This window comes from Nocardia cyriacigeorgica (genome assembly GCF_005863245.1).
GTDB classification, from domain to species: domain Bacteria; phylum Actinomycetota; class Actinomycetes; order Mycobacteriales; family Mycobacteriaceae; genus Nocardia; species Nocardia cyriacigeorgica_C.
The window spans coordinates 388845-402480 of record NZ_VBUT01000005.1; the positions used below are offsets into that span (position 1 = coordinate 388845).

Sequence of the window (13636 nt, forward strand, 5' to 3'; positions counted from 1 at the left end):
GGTTGGGCGGGCTGCGGTGTGGCCCACACGACGCGCGACCCGGCGCGCGAGAGGGGCCGCACCGGCGGATCAGGCTCTACGCTTGGCGCCGTGACGAATGCGCGGACACGGTGATGGAACAGCGGACGGTCGGTCGCAGCGGCCTGCGGGTGTCGCGGATCGGGTTGGCCACCCACACCTGGGGCAGCCGCACCGATGCCGACCAGGCAGCGGTGCAGTTGATGGCGTTCGTCGAGGCCGGCGGCACGCTCGTCGACACCTCCCCGGTCTACGCCGGCGGCGCCGCGCAGCGGATCCTGGCCGACCTGCTCGGCGATCTGGTCTCCCGCGACGACCTGGTGCTCAGCGGGTGCGCGGGCCTGCATCCCCGCCCCGCCCCGCCCGCCGCCGACGGCACACCGCCGCTGCCGCAGGCGCCGGGCATCGGCGTGGACACCTCACGCCGCACGCTGCTGCGTCAACTGGATCGCACTCTGCTGGAACTGGGCACCGATCATCTCGACATCTGGCATATCGCGGCCTGGGATCCCCGCACCCCGCTCGAGGAGGTGGCCGCCACGGTGGAGTTGGCGCTGCGTTCGGGCCGGGTCCGGTATGCGGGGGTGCGCGGGTTCACCGCTTGGCAGCTGGCGAGCCTGGCCGCGATGGCGCCGATCACCGTCACCCAGACACCGTATTCGCTGCTGGCACGTTCGGCCGAGGACGACACCGTGCCCGCCGCCGCCCACCACGGTGTCGGCATGATCGCCACCGCACCACTGGCCGGCGGCATCCTCACCGGCAAATACCGCGACGGGGTCCCCGCCGATTCCCGCGGCGCCGATGAGGCCACCGCCGCCGAGATCCGCGGCCGCCTCGACGACCGCGCCACTCGCGTGGTGGACGCGCTCGTCACCGCCGCCGACGGGTTGGCGACCTCACCGCTGGCGGTGGCGCTGGCCTGGATCCGGGACCGGCCGGGCGTGGCGAGCATGTTCGTCGGCGCCCGCGATATCGGCCAGTTGACCGGCGTGCTGGCCGCCGAGACCCTCGAGCTGCCGCGTGCCATCGCCGCGGCGCTCGATGATGTGAGCGCGCGCACGGACTAGCCGTGGTGATTGCCCGTGGGCCAGGGGATTCGGACAGTGATATGCCGTACCGAGGCCCCACCGCTGCCGGGCCCGCCGTTAGGCTTGCCTACATGAGGTATGACCGTGTCCGATCCGGGTGGGTCCGAGCCCTGCTCGCGGTGCTCGCTCTCGGTGTGCTGGTGTGCTCGACCGGGTGCGGAGCCGGCAGTCAGGGCGCCGTCGACGGCCGCCGCGGCCCGGCCACCGCGCACCTGGCCGACGCGGCACCGACCCCGATCGGCCCGGCACCGACCCCGGCGCTGCCGGCCACGGTGCGCTCCTTCGACGGCACCGAGGTCACCGTCACCTCCGCCGACCGCATCATCGCCGCCGACCGCTACGGCACCCTCATGCAGACGGTGTGGGCGCTCGGGCTCGGCGACAACCTCGTCGGACGCTCCACCTCCGGTGTCTTTCCCGAAGTGGCCGACCTGCCCAACGTCACCGGCGGCAACGGATCGCTGAACGTCGAATCGATCCTGGCGTTGCGGCCGACGGTGTTCCTCACCGACACCACCAGCGCCTCACCGGCGGTGCGGGAGCAGTTGCGCGCCACCGGCGTCACGGTCGTCTACTTCGATCCGCAGCGCACCATGGAGGGCGTCGTCCCGCAGATCGAGGCCGTCGCCGCCGCGCTCGGCGTCCCCGAGCGCGGTCAGGCACTGGCCCAGCGCACCCGCGACGAGATCGCCGCCGCCTCCGCCGCGGTACCCGCGCAGAATCCGCCGCTGAAGATCGCGTTCCTGTACCTGCGCTCCACCGCCATCACCATGCTCGCCGGGCCCGGTTCGGGTGCCGATGCGTTGATCGCCGCCATCGGCGGCCGCGATGCCGGCACCGAAGCCGGGGTGAGTGAACCGTTCACCGCGATCACCAGCGAAGCCATGATCACCGCGGCCCCGGATGTGCTGCTGGTGATGACCGACGGCCTGAAATCGGTGGGCGGGGTCGAAGGTGTGGCCAAGATCCCCGGGATCGCGCAAACCCCGGCGGGCCGCAACCAGCGCATCGTGGACATGTCGGATGCGGTGCTACTGAGCTTCGGACCCAACACCGGCCGCGTCATCGAGGCGCTGGCCGAAGCCGTCTACGGTCCGGCAGGGGCATGAGCGTCATCCCCGGACGCCGCGGGCTCGCCGGCGCGCGCATGAACCAACGCCCCGCCCGCCCGTTCACCGCCACCTCGCCGCGCGATGGGCGGCCGGTCACCCGCGAGGCGGGCGCATGAGCGAGCAGGTGAAGCTCGCCGAACGACGGCCCGCCACAGCGCGCTGGTCCCGCACGACGCTGGTGTTCGTGGTGGCGATCGCGGCGCTGATCGTGCTGGCGCTGGCGTCGGCGGCGATCGGGCAGGTACCGACGAGCATCGCCGAAGTCACCGGATCGGTGCTGCACCGCATCGGCCTGGACTGGGGGCCGATGCCCGCGCATCCCGCCGGTGAGGTGACGCTGTGGGAGGTGCGGTTCCCGCGAGTGATGCTGGCGATCCTGGTCGGCGCCGCGCTGGCGACAGCGGGTGCGTTGTTGCAGGGTGTGTTCGCCAATCCACTGGCCGAACCGGGTGTTATCGGGGTGTCGGCGGGTGCGGCGGTCGGCGCGGGCACCGTCATCGTGGTGGGCGGGGCGTTCGTGGCGGCGTGGTCGGTGGCCGCGGCCGCGTTCGTGGCCGGTTTGGCGACCACGGCGCTGGTGTATCTGCTGGCCCGGTCCAACGGCCGCACCGAAGTGGTGACGCTGGTGCTCACCGGTGTCGCCATCAACGCCTTCGCCAGCGGCCTCATCGCGTTCCTGCTGTTCGTGGCCTCGCCCGCGGCACGCGATCAGATCGTGTTCTGGCAGTTGGGCAGCCTCAACGGCGCCACCTGGTCGGCGGTGTGGGTGGTGGCCGTGCTCACCGTCGTCGGGGTGTGCGCGGCGATCGTGGTGGCACCGAAATTGGATCTGCTGTCGCTGGGTGAATCGGCGGCCCGGCACCTGGGCGTCGATGTGGAGCGGTTGCGGCGCAATGTGATCGTGATGGTGGCGATCCTGACCACCGCCGGTGTCGCGTTCAGCGGCATCATCTTGTTCGTCGGGCTGATCGTGCCGCACCTGGTGCGCATGCTGGTCGGACCCGGGCATCGGGTACTGATCCCGCTCAGCGCGGTGCTCGGCGCGGTGGTGCTGCTGGCCGCCGACGTGGCCGCACGCTCCCTGGTCGACAATGCCGACCTGCCGCTGGGCATGCTGACCTCGCTGATCGGCGGGCCGTTCTTCTTCTGGCTGCTGCGCCGCACCCGCGCACGCTCGGGAGGATGGGCATGAGCGAACACCACGCGGGCCGTGCGGCACCGGCCCTGCGCCGCTGGGATGACGTCGCGAGCCATGCGCCGAATGCGGTGGTCGCGCGTCCGGGCAGCGGTGCGGTGATGGCGGTGACCGCGTGACGGGCCTGAAGAACAGTTGGGAAGCGGTGCTGTCGCGGGCACATGAGCTGCCCTCCACTCCCGCGCGCGGCGCGGTGACACTGCGTGCGCGCGGTGTGAGCGTGGACCGGCACGGCGGCGGCGCGAAACCGCGTCGGGTGCTGGCCGAGGTCGACTTCGAGGTCGCCGCAGGCGAAGTTGTGGCATTGGTCGGCCCCAACGGTGCGGGCAAATCAACCCTGCTGGCGGTGCTGGCCGGCGAACTGGACCCCACCGAAGGCAGCGTCGAACTCGACGGCCGCCCCGTCACCGACTGGACGCCACTGGACATGGCGCGCCGCCGCGCCGTCCTGCCGCAAAGCCACACCGTCGGCTTCCCGTTCTCGGCGCGCGCGGTGGTGGCGATGGGCCGCGCCCCCTGGCAGCGCACCGCGATGCGTGAACGCGACCAGGAGATCATCGCCGCCTCCATGGCCGCCACCGACGTCACCCACCTGGCCGAGCAGGCCTTCCCCTCCCTGTCCGGCGGCGAACGCGCCCGCGTCGCCCTGGCCCGCGTCCTCGCCCAGGACACCGCCACCCTGCTACTGGACGAACCGACCGCCGCCCTCGACCTCGGCCACCAGGAAACGGTGCTGCGCCTGGCCGATGAACGCGCCGCGGCCGGCGCGGCCGTCGTCGTCGTCCTGCACGACCTCGGCGTCGCCGCCGCCTACGCCGACCGCGTCGCCGTCCTCGACGCCGGCCGCATCGCCGCCGACGGCCCGCCCCGCGACGTCCTCACCACCGAACTACTCACCCGCGTCTACCAGTACCCGGTCGAGGTGCTCGACCATCCGGTAACGGGTGCGCAGCTGGTGCTGCCGGTGCGGGGCGGGGGCGCCGGGTAGGCGCCATCGGCCGACATGAGCGAGCTCCGACCGCGCGAGGGGCAGCAAGGCCCACTCGGCCACTACTGGTTCCTCACCTTCGAACACGCACCCGCCCTGCATATCGCCACGGCAGAATGCCAGCGCGGCTTGGACCCGAACCACTTCGCGGCGACTCCACTCATGGGACTGCACCTCACCCTGGACCGGATCGCGCGTGCCGGTGGGAGCACCCCCGAACAACTCGCCCGTATCGCCGCTGCCGCCGAACACGCTTGCGCCCAACAGAAGCCGTTCGTCCTGACATTCGAGCGGCTGGTGAATATTCGCGCGGCGATCGGATTCCTCGTCACCCCAGACGAACGGGTACGCGAGCTACGCGCTGCCCTCCATACTGCGACAACATCGGAACTCCCGCAGGCGCGCGTCAAGAACACCCCCACCGCCCCACATGTCACTGTCGCTTATCCGATCTACGAAGGGCTGACGGCCGAAGCCGTTGCGGCCGTCGACGCGAACGAACAGCGCACCCGCCATATCGAGGTGACCGTCTCGGATGTCGCCATGGTGGCACTCGAACGGCGTGGTCACGGGTACCAGTGGGAGACGACGGCGCGTATCCCACTCACCGGTGCATAGGGCACGCGAAATACCGACACCGTGCGGACACAGCCCCCACGGCACGCCGTTTCCCGACGCACCCACACCACGAAAGCGTTGGAGGCGCATCCTGTGGCGGGTGACGCTCGCAGCAATGGCGCACCGTCCCGTCGACGGTGGCTGGATCGACCCGTCATCGCCTACCCCGGAGTGGGACCCAGCGCAGATCCGTCGACTGGCGCGGCGGCTGGATTACCCGTTGCACTGGGCGGACTCGCCGTGCCTGGGATTGGTCGAACAGGTCGAGTCCCACGGGGCCGATGTCGTGATCGTGCCGTCCGTGGCACACATCGACGCCATCACGCTGAACCGGGTAATGGCCATCGCAGACGTCGAATGCGCAGCGCCGCGGGCGTCGTTCGCGCGCTGGACGATCTTCGGAGGCCGACGGCGATGAGCATGACGCAACTCGGTTGGATCATCGTGATCGGCCTTCCATTCGCGGTCGTGGCCCTGGTGATCTGGTGGCCCAGCGACTACAACGACCCGCCACCATGAAGGTGTTCAGCTTCCTTGTCCGCAGGCCCGGGACGTGATCTTCTTACAGCGTGTGCAATGAAGCGCGGCGGTTACTGAGCAGGCGGAGCATGTTGGGTGGCGTGCTCGGTGGTGGGGTCTTGGTGGCGCTCGGGGCTGGGACGGCGGGGGCGGAGCCGCGAACGGTGGCGGCGCGGCGGCGGTTTTTCGGCGATGACGTCGTCGATGCCGGGACGGGGGCGGTGCGGTCGGATCGGGTGGTGATCTCGTGGGTGGGGTGTGCGACGTATGCGGTGGCGTTCGCAGGCACGGTGGTGTTGCTGGATGCGTGGGTGCCGCGGTTGAGCAGTGCCGGGTATGTGCCTGCGACCGCGCAAGATCTGGCTGATCTGGCGCCTGCGGCGATCCTGATCGGGCACGGGCATTTCGATCACGCCGGGGACGCGGGGCGGATCGCGCAGGCCAGCGGTGCGGTCGTGCACGGCACCGCTGAACATCTCGCAACCATCCGGGGACAGGTACCGGATCCGGCGTTCGGCACTGTCGCGCTCGGTGACGCGGGCACCGCCCCTGGCCAGACCCACGAGTTCCGTATCGGAGATATCGAGGTCACGGCGGTGCGCCACCTGCATTCCGGGCCGACCGCGCCTGACCCGGTGAACGGTTCGCCGCCGTTCTTCCCGGTGCCCGACCTGTGCGCGATCGCCCAGCACCCGCCGACCCTCGACGACCTGCGCGTCGGCCTGCCGCGGCTGCGCGATGAAGAGGGCGGGTGCCTGCTGTATCAGCTACGTGCAGGCGGTTTCTCGCTCGTGTGGCACGATTCGGCGGGCCCGCTGACGGAGAAAGCACCGCACGTGTTCGACGTCTTCGCCGGCCTCGCCCCGACCGACGTCCAGATCGGCGCCATCCAAGGTTTCAACCAGCTCACCAACGGGCTGCGCGACCCGCGCACCTACATCGAAGCCATCCGCCCCAAGATCTTCGTCCCGGCCCACCACGACAATTGGCTGCCCGGCTTCACCGCCCCGGCCGCCACCTACGATCGCCCGCTGCACGCCGAACTGGATCGGATGCCGGCCGACCACCGCCCAGAACTGCGCGCACTGCTCGACCCGGGCGACTACATCTCCCCTGGGCGGCTCACGTTCACGATCTGAGATCGGCGACAACAGGCGGCGAGTGCACTGGTGTTGCCGCGAGAACGGCGGTGCATCATTGTCGCTCGGCCGGAACCGGTTCGGCTCGTCTACGCCAGGCGAACGTCGGCGGTAGCCAGCCCGAAAATCTTGCGCCCGCCCGATTTCGCCACGATGACGACAACAGCGGTCCTGGTATCGGGATCGACCGATTTGATGCGTCCGGTGAACTCGACGGCTCCGGCGGAATCCGCTTCGATCACCGCGTAATTCGACAGCCGGACTCCGTACCTGAGGAGCGCGGCCGGGTCGCCCAGCCATCCGGTGACAAATCCCGCTCCCAGGCCCATGGTGAGCATGCCGTGCGCGATCACGTCCGGCAGGCCCGCGAGTGCGGCGACTTCGTTGTGCCAATGGATCGGGTTCGCATCGCCGGAGACCCCGGCATAATTCACCAGATCGCCGCGTGTCAGAGTCACCGTCCGCGCGGGAAGCTCATCGCCGACGGCGATGTCGTCGAATCGCAGCGCGGTGTGCGCGAGGCGGGTGCGTGAGATCGGCGAAAGACCCGCAGTCGTATCCGGAGCGGTCGCAGGCATGTTCGGGTCGGGCGAATCGGTGGTCCGCGGAGTTGTGTCGAGCCCGCTCATGACGACGCGCTCGATCGTGGCGCTGATATCGGCGCTGACGTCCGCGCCGGTGATGCCGACGACGGTGGTGTGCATGATCTGCACGATGTCGCCGGTCTGGTCGATGAAGGTGTTGGTGATGGTGAGCAGGTCCTTACCGGCGATGCGGCGCACCGAGGAGAGCTCGACATCGCTGGCCAGCCGGTCGCCGGTGAGCACCGGCTGGTACATCTCGAAGACTTGATCGGTTTGCACGAACATGTCGAAACCGGTCATCACGGTCTCGAGTAGTCGGCGGTTGGCCAGCATCGCGGCGGTGGACAGGAATGTGGTCGGGGCGAGCAGCCCGGCGAATCCGAGCTCGGCGGCGGCGTCCTCGCTCCAGTGCGCCGGGTGGAAATCCTGGACCGCTCGCGCGTATTCGCGGATCTTCTCCCGCCCCACCTCGTAGTAGTCCTCGGTGCGGTAGCGATACCCCACCAGTCCGGCCACATCCACTGCCGCTTCCACCAAGGCCCTCCTCTGTCCGGATTCCTTCGGCGCCGCGTAACCCTCACCGGCAGTACCGAATTCACGACTGAAATCCCACCCTCTCACACCACGGCGGGGTGTTCAGCGGTGCCCACCGGAGTGGTCGTGGGCGCAGGTGTCGGTGCGGCGGCCGTCGGTGCCGGCGGCTCGGCCTGCGCCGTGGCCTTCCAGGGCAGCGAACGGTCCGCAGTGGTGGGCGGTGATCCACACGTGCACCATCGGGTTGCCCGCGCCCGGGTTGACCGAACCCGGCGGGCAACTGCCCTGGTCGTCGGTGACGCCGGCGACCACCGGACCGTTGTCGCCTCGCTTCCAGCACAGGTTGTCGTGGACGTGCCACTGCATGAGCGGGCCGGCGAAATCCACCAGTTCGGGGTCGTCGATCTTCTTGTCGTTCGCGATGTACATCGCCGAGACCAGTGTGCGTTGATCGCCGTCGACCCGGTAGACCAGCGATTCCGGGTAGGCGGGGTCCAGGAAGCGGTCGTCGCGGATGTAGGCGGTGTTGATGTAGTGCTCGTGACCGGTGGACGCGTCGCCGATGGAGCGGAAACCCAAGGCGCCGATGGTGTTGACGTCGGAGAAGGCAGGCAGCTGGGCCAAGGTGGCGCGGATCAGTTCGGTGGCGCGCTGCTCCTGCGCGGGTGTCACGCCGGGCACCCCGGACACATCGATCGTATCGGCCGGATCCCACGGGCGCGGCCAACCCGCGCCGGTGTCGTGGTCGTGGCCGGTGTGCTCCTCACCCGCGGCGTGCGCGTGATCGCCGCCGTCACCGTGGCTGTGCACATGCCCGGCACCGCCGAGCATGGCCGCGACAGCGAAGGCGCCCGCCACACCGGCGGCGGTCGCGGTCATCGCGCCGGGCAACGTCGCGTCCGGGCGCGCCAGCGCGAGGGCAGCGCCCGCGACCGCGAGCACCCCCAGCACGGCGCACGTGGTGTCGAGCAGTTGCGGCGCCTCCGCCGCGGACAACCCATCGGGCCAGGGCAGCCCAGCGAACCGCGTGTACCCCCACACTCCCACGGCGACGGCGTTCACCCCGATCACCATGGCGGGCACGGCCTTTCGTGCGCTCACCGCCGCCAGCAATCCTGCCGCACACTGCGCCGCGGCCAGCAGCACCATCAGCCGGGCCAGCGTCGCGTGCTCGGTGTGTAGCCCGGCCCCGAACAGATGCAGCGCACCGGCCGCGACCGACGCCACTCCAGCCGGCAACAGGAATCCGTTGCGCCCACCAACCATGTTCGCTCTCCTCGTCGTTCCCGGCGGACTCTACTGCGTGCGGACGAAGTCGAACTCCCCTGTCGTGTGAGAGAACTCTGTGGGTTTCGCCGGCGCCGATCTCGACGCGACCTCCGTACGCGGCCCGGGTTTCGTCAGCGCCGAGCGGCGTCGCCGGCCCCTGGACCGCTCAGCACCCGCATGGCCTCGTGCTCGAGCCGCGACAAATCGCCGAGCAACTGTCCTGCCCGGTCGAGCAGCCGCCGATCCCCTGTCAGTCCGGCCTCGGTGATCAGTGTGGCGACCTCGCTCCACCCGTCGGCGGCCTCGGCGTAGAGCCGGTGCCCGGTGCGCAGATCAGCGCTGTCGATCAACTCGGCGCATTCGCCGAGGAAGTCGCGGTACAGGTTGCGGAACAGCGCCCCGCCGGTGCCGGCCTTCTCCATCAGCAGCGCCGCCTGCGGCAGATCGTGGCGCGGGTCCTCGGTCCGGTCGAACCAGGTGCGGATCAGCGTGCCGGCCTTGGCGATTCCGCGATAGCCGAGGTTGGCGATCGGCGGGTGCAGGAAGGCGTCGGCGCAGGCGGTGATGGCCGGGGCGATCGCGGCGCGCACATCGGGCAGGTCGTCGGAGGTGGTGAGGGTGAAGCAGCGGTGCGGGGCGGTCATGGGTCCGCGTGCGGCTCTGGCCTGGGCGAGGCTGCTCAGGCTGGTGGTGACAGCGCCGCCTTGTTGCTCGGTGTCGACCAGAAAGGCGTTGTCGGAGTCGCAGCCGTACATCGCGACGACGTGACCGCCGAAATGCACCCGCGACCCGAAATAATCCAGGTAGTAGCTGTCGAGCTGCAACCCGACGGGCAGGCCGGACGCGAGGAAACCCACCACGTTGTCCCACGCGCGGCGCGCGGACCTGGTTTCGCGTACCTCGAGGCCGAGCCCGAGCATGCTCGCCAGGTTCCTGGTCAGCTCGAACGGTTTGACCCGCCCGCCGAGAAACGGGAAATCCAGACTCTTGCTGTCCCAGTAGATGAACGACAGCCCGGCACCGAGCCCGAACAGCATCGGCTCCGACAGCTCCAGCCCTTGATGCCGCAGCAGCACACCGAGGGTGGTGGTCTCGCAATGCTCCATCCCGCATGCCTGGACACCGTCGACGATCATGTGCTGATCATGAGCCCTCCGGTAGCAGGAGGGTCCAGCGGCTCACCGTTGGTCGTGGTTGGCCCCGGGTGTTCGGGGATCAGCCACAGTGGCTCGGATCCCGCGCGTTCCCGACACTCTGTGATGCGCCGGCCTGCGCGAGACCTCCCCCCAATGCATGTGCCGGGGCATACACCTCGACGGATCAGGCCGGCTCTGAGGCCTTTTCGGCGTCAATGGCGACCGGCTGTGCCCGGCCGGGCCGCCCGCGATCACGCCAGATGACTTTCAGCAGCGCGGGCGTGAGCAGCATCCGCACCACCGTCGCGTCCAGGATGAGCGCGGCGATCATGCCGTAGGCGATGTATTTCATCAGCACCAGATCGGAGAACCCGAAAGCTCCGGTGACGACGATGAGGATTGCCGCCGCCGAGGTGATCACCCCGCCGGTGTGGGCGATGCCGTAGCGGATCGCCTCGGGCGGGTCGGCGCCCTCGGCGCGGGCCTCCGACATCCGCGACAGCAGGAACACCTCGTAGTCGGTGGACAGCCCGAACACGACCGTCACGATCAGCACCAGCACCGCGAACATGAGCGGGCCCGGGGTGAAATCGAACAGCTCCGCCCCGTGGCCTTCGACGAAGATCCAGGTCAGGATGCCGAGGGTGGCGCCGAGGCTCAGCGCCGACATGGCCACGGCCTTCACTGCGAGCACCATCGACCGGAACGCCAGATACATCAATGCCAGCGCCGCGGCCACCAGGATCGCCGCCAGCAGCGGCAGACCTTCGATGAGACCGTTGATGCTGTCGCGTTCCAGGGCGGGCACCCCGGCCACCATCACCTGCACCCCGTCAGGGGCGTCGATGGCGCGCAGGGTGGCGATGGCGGTGTCGGCGGCGCGTTCGTCGACCAGGCCGGCATTGAGGACGTTGATGCCGTCTTTGGTGGGCGCGGCAGGCTCGAACGGCCCGGTGAGTCCGGGAGTGTGGTTGGCCTGGAAGCGGATATCGCTGAGCTGCTGCGGGTTCGCGCCCACCACTACCAGTTTCAGCGGTTCGGTGCGGAAACCGGGGAACAGCTCGTCGAACTGTTCCTGCGCGACGCGCGCCGGATTGTCGTCGGCGAGATAGCGTTCGCTCAGGCCACCGAACTCGATGTGGCGGAACGGCACGATCAACGCCAGCAGCGCCAGCACGATCGGCACGATCACCAGCCACGGCCGTTTCATCGCCAGAATCGCCAGCCGGGAGAAGAATCCGGCGTCGATCTCGGCGGTGGTCTTGGATTTGGCGAACCGATGCCAACCCCACAGGTCGATGCGATGTCCGACGATGCCCAGCACCGCGGGCAGCGCCGTCACCGACAGCACCGCCGCCAGCAGCACCGAACTGATGCCGCCGTAGGGCACCGACCGCAGCACGCCGTTCGGGTAAATGAGTAGCGCGCCGAGGCTGACGGCGATGATCGCCGCCGAGAACAGCACCGTGCGCCCGGCCGTGGCGACGGTGCGTGCCACCGCGTCCTCGACGCTGCGCCCGGCCGCCAGCTCCTCCCGGAACCGGGTGACGGTGAACAGCCCGTAGTCGATGGCCAGGCCCAGACTCACCAAGGTGACCACCGCGCTGGCGAACACGTTGACCTCGATGTGGTCGGTGAGCAGCCGCATGATGCCCTGGGTGCCGAGGATCGTCATCCCGCCGATCAGCACCGGCAGCAGCGCCGCGATGACGCCGCCGAACACGAAATACAGCAGGATCGCCACGATCGGCAGCGCGATCAGCTCTGCGCGGTGGATGTCGTCCTGCATGCCGTGGTTGATGCCCTCCACCACCGGTTGCAGCCCGGCCAGCTGCACGGTGGTTCCGGCGGGCCCGGCGCCGGGAACACCGGCGCGCAGGTCGGATTTGATGGCGGTGTAGTTGTCGACGGTGGCGGTGCCCTCGCCGCGCAAACCGACACTGGCGAAGGCGTGGGTGCGGGTGTCGTCGGCGAAGCCGCTGGTGAACGCGCTGTCCCAGTAGCTGTCGATCTTGAGGACGCGGTCGGGGTGCTCGGCCTGCAATCCGGCCAGCTGCGCGGTGACCGCGGCGCGAACCTCCGGGTCGTCGACGGTGCGGCCCTCGGGTGCGGTGTAGAGCAGGATCAGGTCGCTGTCGGTGTCGCGGCCGAAGGTGGAATCGGCCAGTTTCGACGCGGCGACCGATTCGCTGGATTCGTCGAACCAGCCCTCCTGGGTGAGCCGGCCCGACAGGTCGCGGCCGTAGAAACCGGACAGGGCGACTGCGAGCAGGAAGACGGCGAAGACGAGATAGCGGTGGCGGTGGACGAACCGCCCCCACCGTTGCGAGCCAGTGGAGATCATCGGTATCGGTGAGGTCGCCGGGTCAGCCGCAGGCCGGGGTGCGGTAGTCGGCCGAACGCAAGATGCCGCACAGATCGGTGCGCGAGATCTTCCACTTGCCGTCGATATACACGAAATGCACCACGGTGGTGCGGATCTGGGTGCCGGTGCCGTCCTTGTCGAGGCGCATGGTGGCGGTCAGGGTGCCGTCGTGGTTGTCGAAGACCGGATCGGTGACGCCGTAGACGGCATGCGGATTGTCCTGCAACGCCTTGTACATGTCCGGGATGGCGTCACGGAACGCTTCACCGTCTTCGATGAGCGCGGTCCGTTCGTCATCGGGCAGCGCCGGGTCGAGCGCCCGCTTGATCTGGGCGTCGAGTTCGGCGGCCGTCGGCAGCACCCGCGCGGCGACCGAGGAGGACGTGGCGGCCGCCGACGACGACAGGGCCGCGTTCGCCGCGGAGCGGGCGGCGGCGACGGCATCGTCGTCGACTCCCGAACCACAGGCCGAGGTGGCGGCCAGCGCGACCAGCGCCGCGGCCGCCAGTGCGGCGCGGACAGGTCGGGGGGCACGGGAGCTGAGTGTGTAACGCATCACTACCTACATACCATCGATCACGGAGCTGATTCGGCCGAGCAGCGCCCGGACGGTGGTGACGTCGCGGTCGGCGACGGTGGGAACGGCCTCGGGCACCAGGTCACGCACCAGGGCGATCACACTGCGTTCGTCGTCGAGGTCGATATCGGTGACCTTGACCTCGGCGACGGCGACGACGTCTTCGGGTGCGGGTACCTCGGTGTCGAGGTCGGGGCGGTAGATCTCGAGGCGCAGCGTGGAACGGACAGTGCGGAAGGCGAACGGCCGTCCGTCGTCGGTCGTCCCGAATCCGTGAGCAAACGGACCAATCGTTAAGTCATCGATCGAAAATCCCGAAGGATGTTCTGATTTCAACCGGAACTCCTGACATTGGACGCTGTGCTGGCTCAACCGTAACTCTCCGCCACAATTATCCGTCGGAGGCGGTCTCAAACCCCTCCCGCGTGCTCACCGCGGCCCACGTGGTCAGATGGTGTGGTTCGCGGTTGTGTCACAAGGTAGAGGAGTTC

At 69.3% G+C, this 13636-nt stretch carries 14 protein-coding genes and 1 pseudogene; 9 read left to right on the forward strand and 6 right to left on the reverse strand.

What is annotated here, in order from left to right; all coding sequences use genetic code 11:
- The first annotated feature begins 113 nt into the window (after window positions 1-113).
- The 9 genes from FEK34_RS14980 to FEK34_RS15010 all read left to right on the forward strand — a co-directional run bounded on the left by FEK34_RS14980 (window position 114) and on the right by FEK34_RS15010 (window position 6680).
- Window positions 114-1088, forward strand: coding sequence for an aldo/keto reductase (locus FEK34_RS14980; protein ID WP_138448473.1), 975 nt, complete (start codon window positions 114-116; stop codon window positions 1086-1088).
- Between the two features lie 92 nt (window positions 1089-1180).
- Window positions 1181-2218, forward strand: coding sequence for a heme/hemin ABC transporter substrate-binding protein (locus FEK34_RS14985; RefSeq protein ID WP_138448474.1), 1038 nt, complete (start codon window positions 1181-1183; stop codon window positions 2216-2218).
- Window positions 2215-2337 carry a hypothetical protein gene (locus FEK34_RS31160; RefSeq protein ID WP_283206602.1) on the forward strand — a complete coding sequence of 41 codons (123 nt, stop codon included), beginning with the start codon at window positions 2215-2217 and terminating at the stop codon, window positions 2335-2337. Before FEK34_RS14985 ends, FEK34_RS31160 begins: the two co-directional genes overlap by 4 nt.
- Window positions 2334-3413, forward strand: a complete 1080-nt coding sequence (locus FEK34_RS14990; RefSeq protein ID WP_138448475.1) for a FecCD family ABC transporter permease — start codon at window positions 2334-2336, stop codon at window positions 3411-3413. Before FEK34_RS31160 ends, FEK34_RS14990 begins: the two co-directional genes overlap by 4 nt.
- Window positions 3410-3535, forward strand: coding sequence for a hypothetical protein (locus FEK34_RS31165; protein WP_283206603.1), 126 nt, complete (start codon window positions 3410-3412; stop codon window positions 3533-3535). The genes FEK34_RS14990 and FEK34_RS31165 overlap by 4 nt, the downstream gene beginning before the upstream one ends.
- The gene (locus tag FEK34_RS14995; RefSeq protein WP_138448476.1) at window positions 3532-4404 is read left to right on the forward strand and encodes a heme ABC transporter ATP-binding protein; all 873 of its coding nucleotides are present in this window, start codon (window positions 3532-3534) and stop codon (window positions 4402-4404) included. Before FEK34_RS31165 ends, FEK34_RS14995 begins: the two co-directional genes overlap by 4 nt.
- Before the next feature lie 15 nt (window positions 4405-4419).
- Window positions 4420-5022 carry a 2'-5' RNA ligase family protein gene (locus tag FEK34_RS15000; RefSeq protein WP_138448477.1) on the forward strand — a complete coding sequence of 201 codons (603 nt, stop codon included), beginning with the start codon at window positions 4420-4422 and terminating at the stop codon, window positions 5020-5022.
- 100 nt (window positions 5023-5122) lie between these two features.
- Window positions 5123-5440, forward strand: a complete 318-nt coding sequence (locus tag FEK34_RS15005) for a hypothetical protein (RefSeq protein WP_249359193.1) — start codon at window positions 5123-5125, stop codon at window positions 5438-5440.
- 265 nt (window positions 5441-5705) lie between these two features.
- Window positions 5706-6680, forward strand: coding sequence for an MBL fold metallo-hydrolase (locus tag FEK34_RS15010; protein WP_249359195.1), 975 nt, complete (start codon window positions 5706-5708; stop codon window positions 6678-6680).
- A gap of 89 nt (window positions 6681-6769) precedes the next feature.
- On the opposite strand, the gene FEK34_RS15015 is transcribed toward FEK34_RS15010, so the two are convergent.
- The 6 genes and pseudogenes from FEK34_RS15015 to FEK34_RS15040 all read right to left on the reverse strand — a co-directional run bounded on the left by FEK34_RS15015 (window position 6770) and on the right by FEK34_RS15040 (window position 13481).
- Window positions 6770-7801: a fused (3R)-hydroxyacyl-ACP dehydratase subunits HadA/HadB gene (locus FEK34_RS15015; protein ID WP_138448479.1), complete on the reverse strand. Its 1032-nt coding sequence runs from the start codon at window positions 7799-7801 to the stop codon at window positions 6770-6772.
- A gap of 99 nt (window positions 7802-7900) precedes the next feature.
- Entirely contained in the window at window positions 7901-9064 is a 1164-nt protein-coding gene (locus FEK34_RS15020; RefSeq protein WP_138448480.1) for a hypothetical protein, read from the reverse strand.
- A gap of 134 nt (window positions 9065-9198) precedes the next feature.
- Complete coding sequence (locus FEK34_RS15025) at window positions 9199-10203, reverse strand: BtrH N-terminal domain-containing protein (RefSeq protein WP_138448481.1); 1005 nt, start codon at window positions 10201-10203, stop codon at window positions 9199-9201.
- Between the two features lie 184 nt (window positions 10204-10387).
- Window positions 10388-12573: pseudogene (locus FEK34_RS15030) on the reverse strand (MMPL family transporter).
- Complete coding sequence (locus FEK34_RS15035; protein ID WP_138448483.1) at window positions 12570-13124, reverse strand: hypothetical protein; 555 nt, start codon at window positions 13122-13124, stop codon at window positions 12570-12572. Before FEK34_RS15035 ends, FEK34_RS15030 begins: the two are co-directional and overlap by 4 nt.
- A 6-nt stretch (window positions 13125-13130) precedes the next feature.
- Window positions 13131-13481: a hypothetical protein gene (locus FEK34_RS15040; RefSeq protein ID WP_138448484.1), complete on the reverse strand. Its 351-nt coding sequence runs from the start codon at window positions 13479-13481 to the stop codon at window positions 13131-13133.
- Window positions 13482-13636 lie beyond the last annotated feature (155 nt).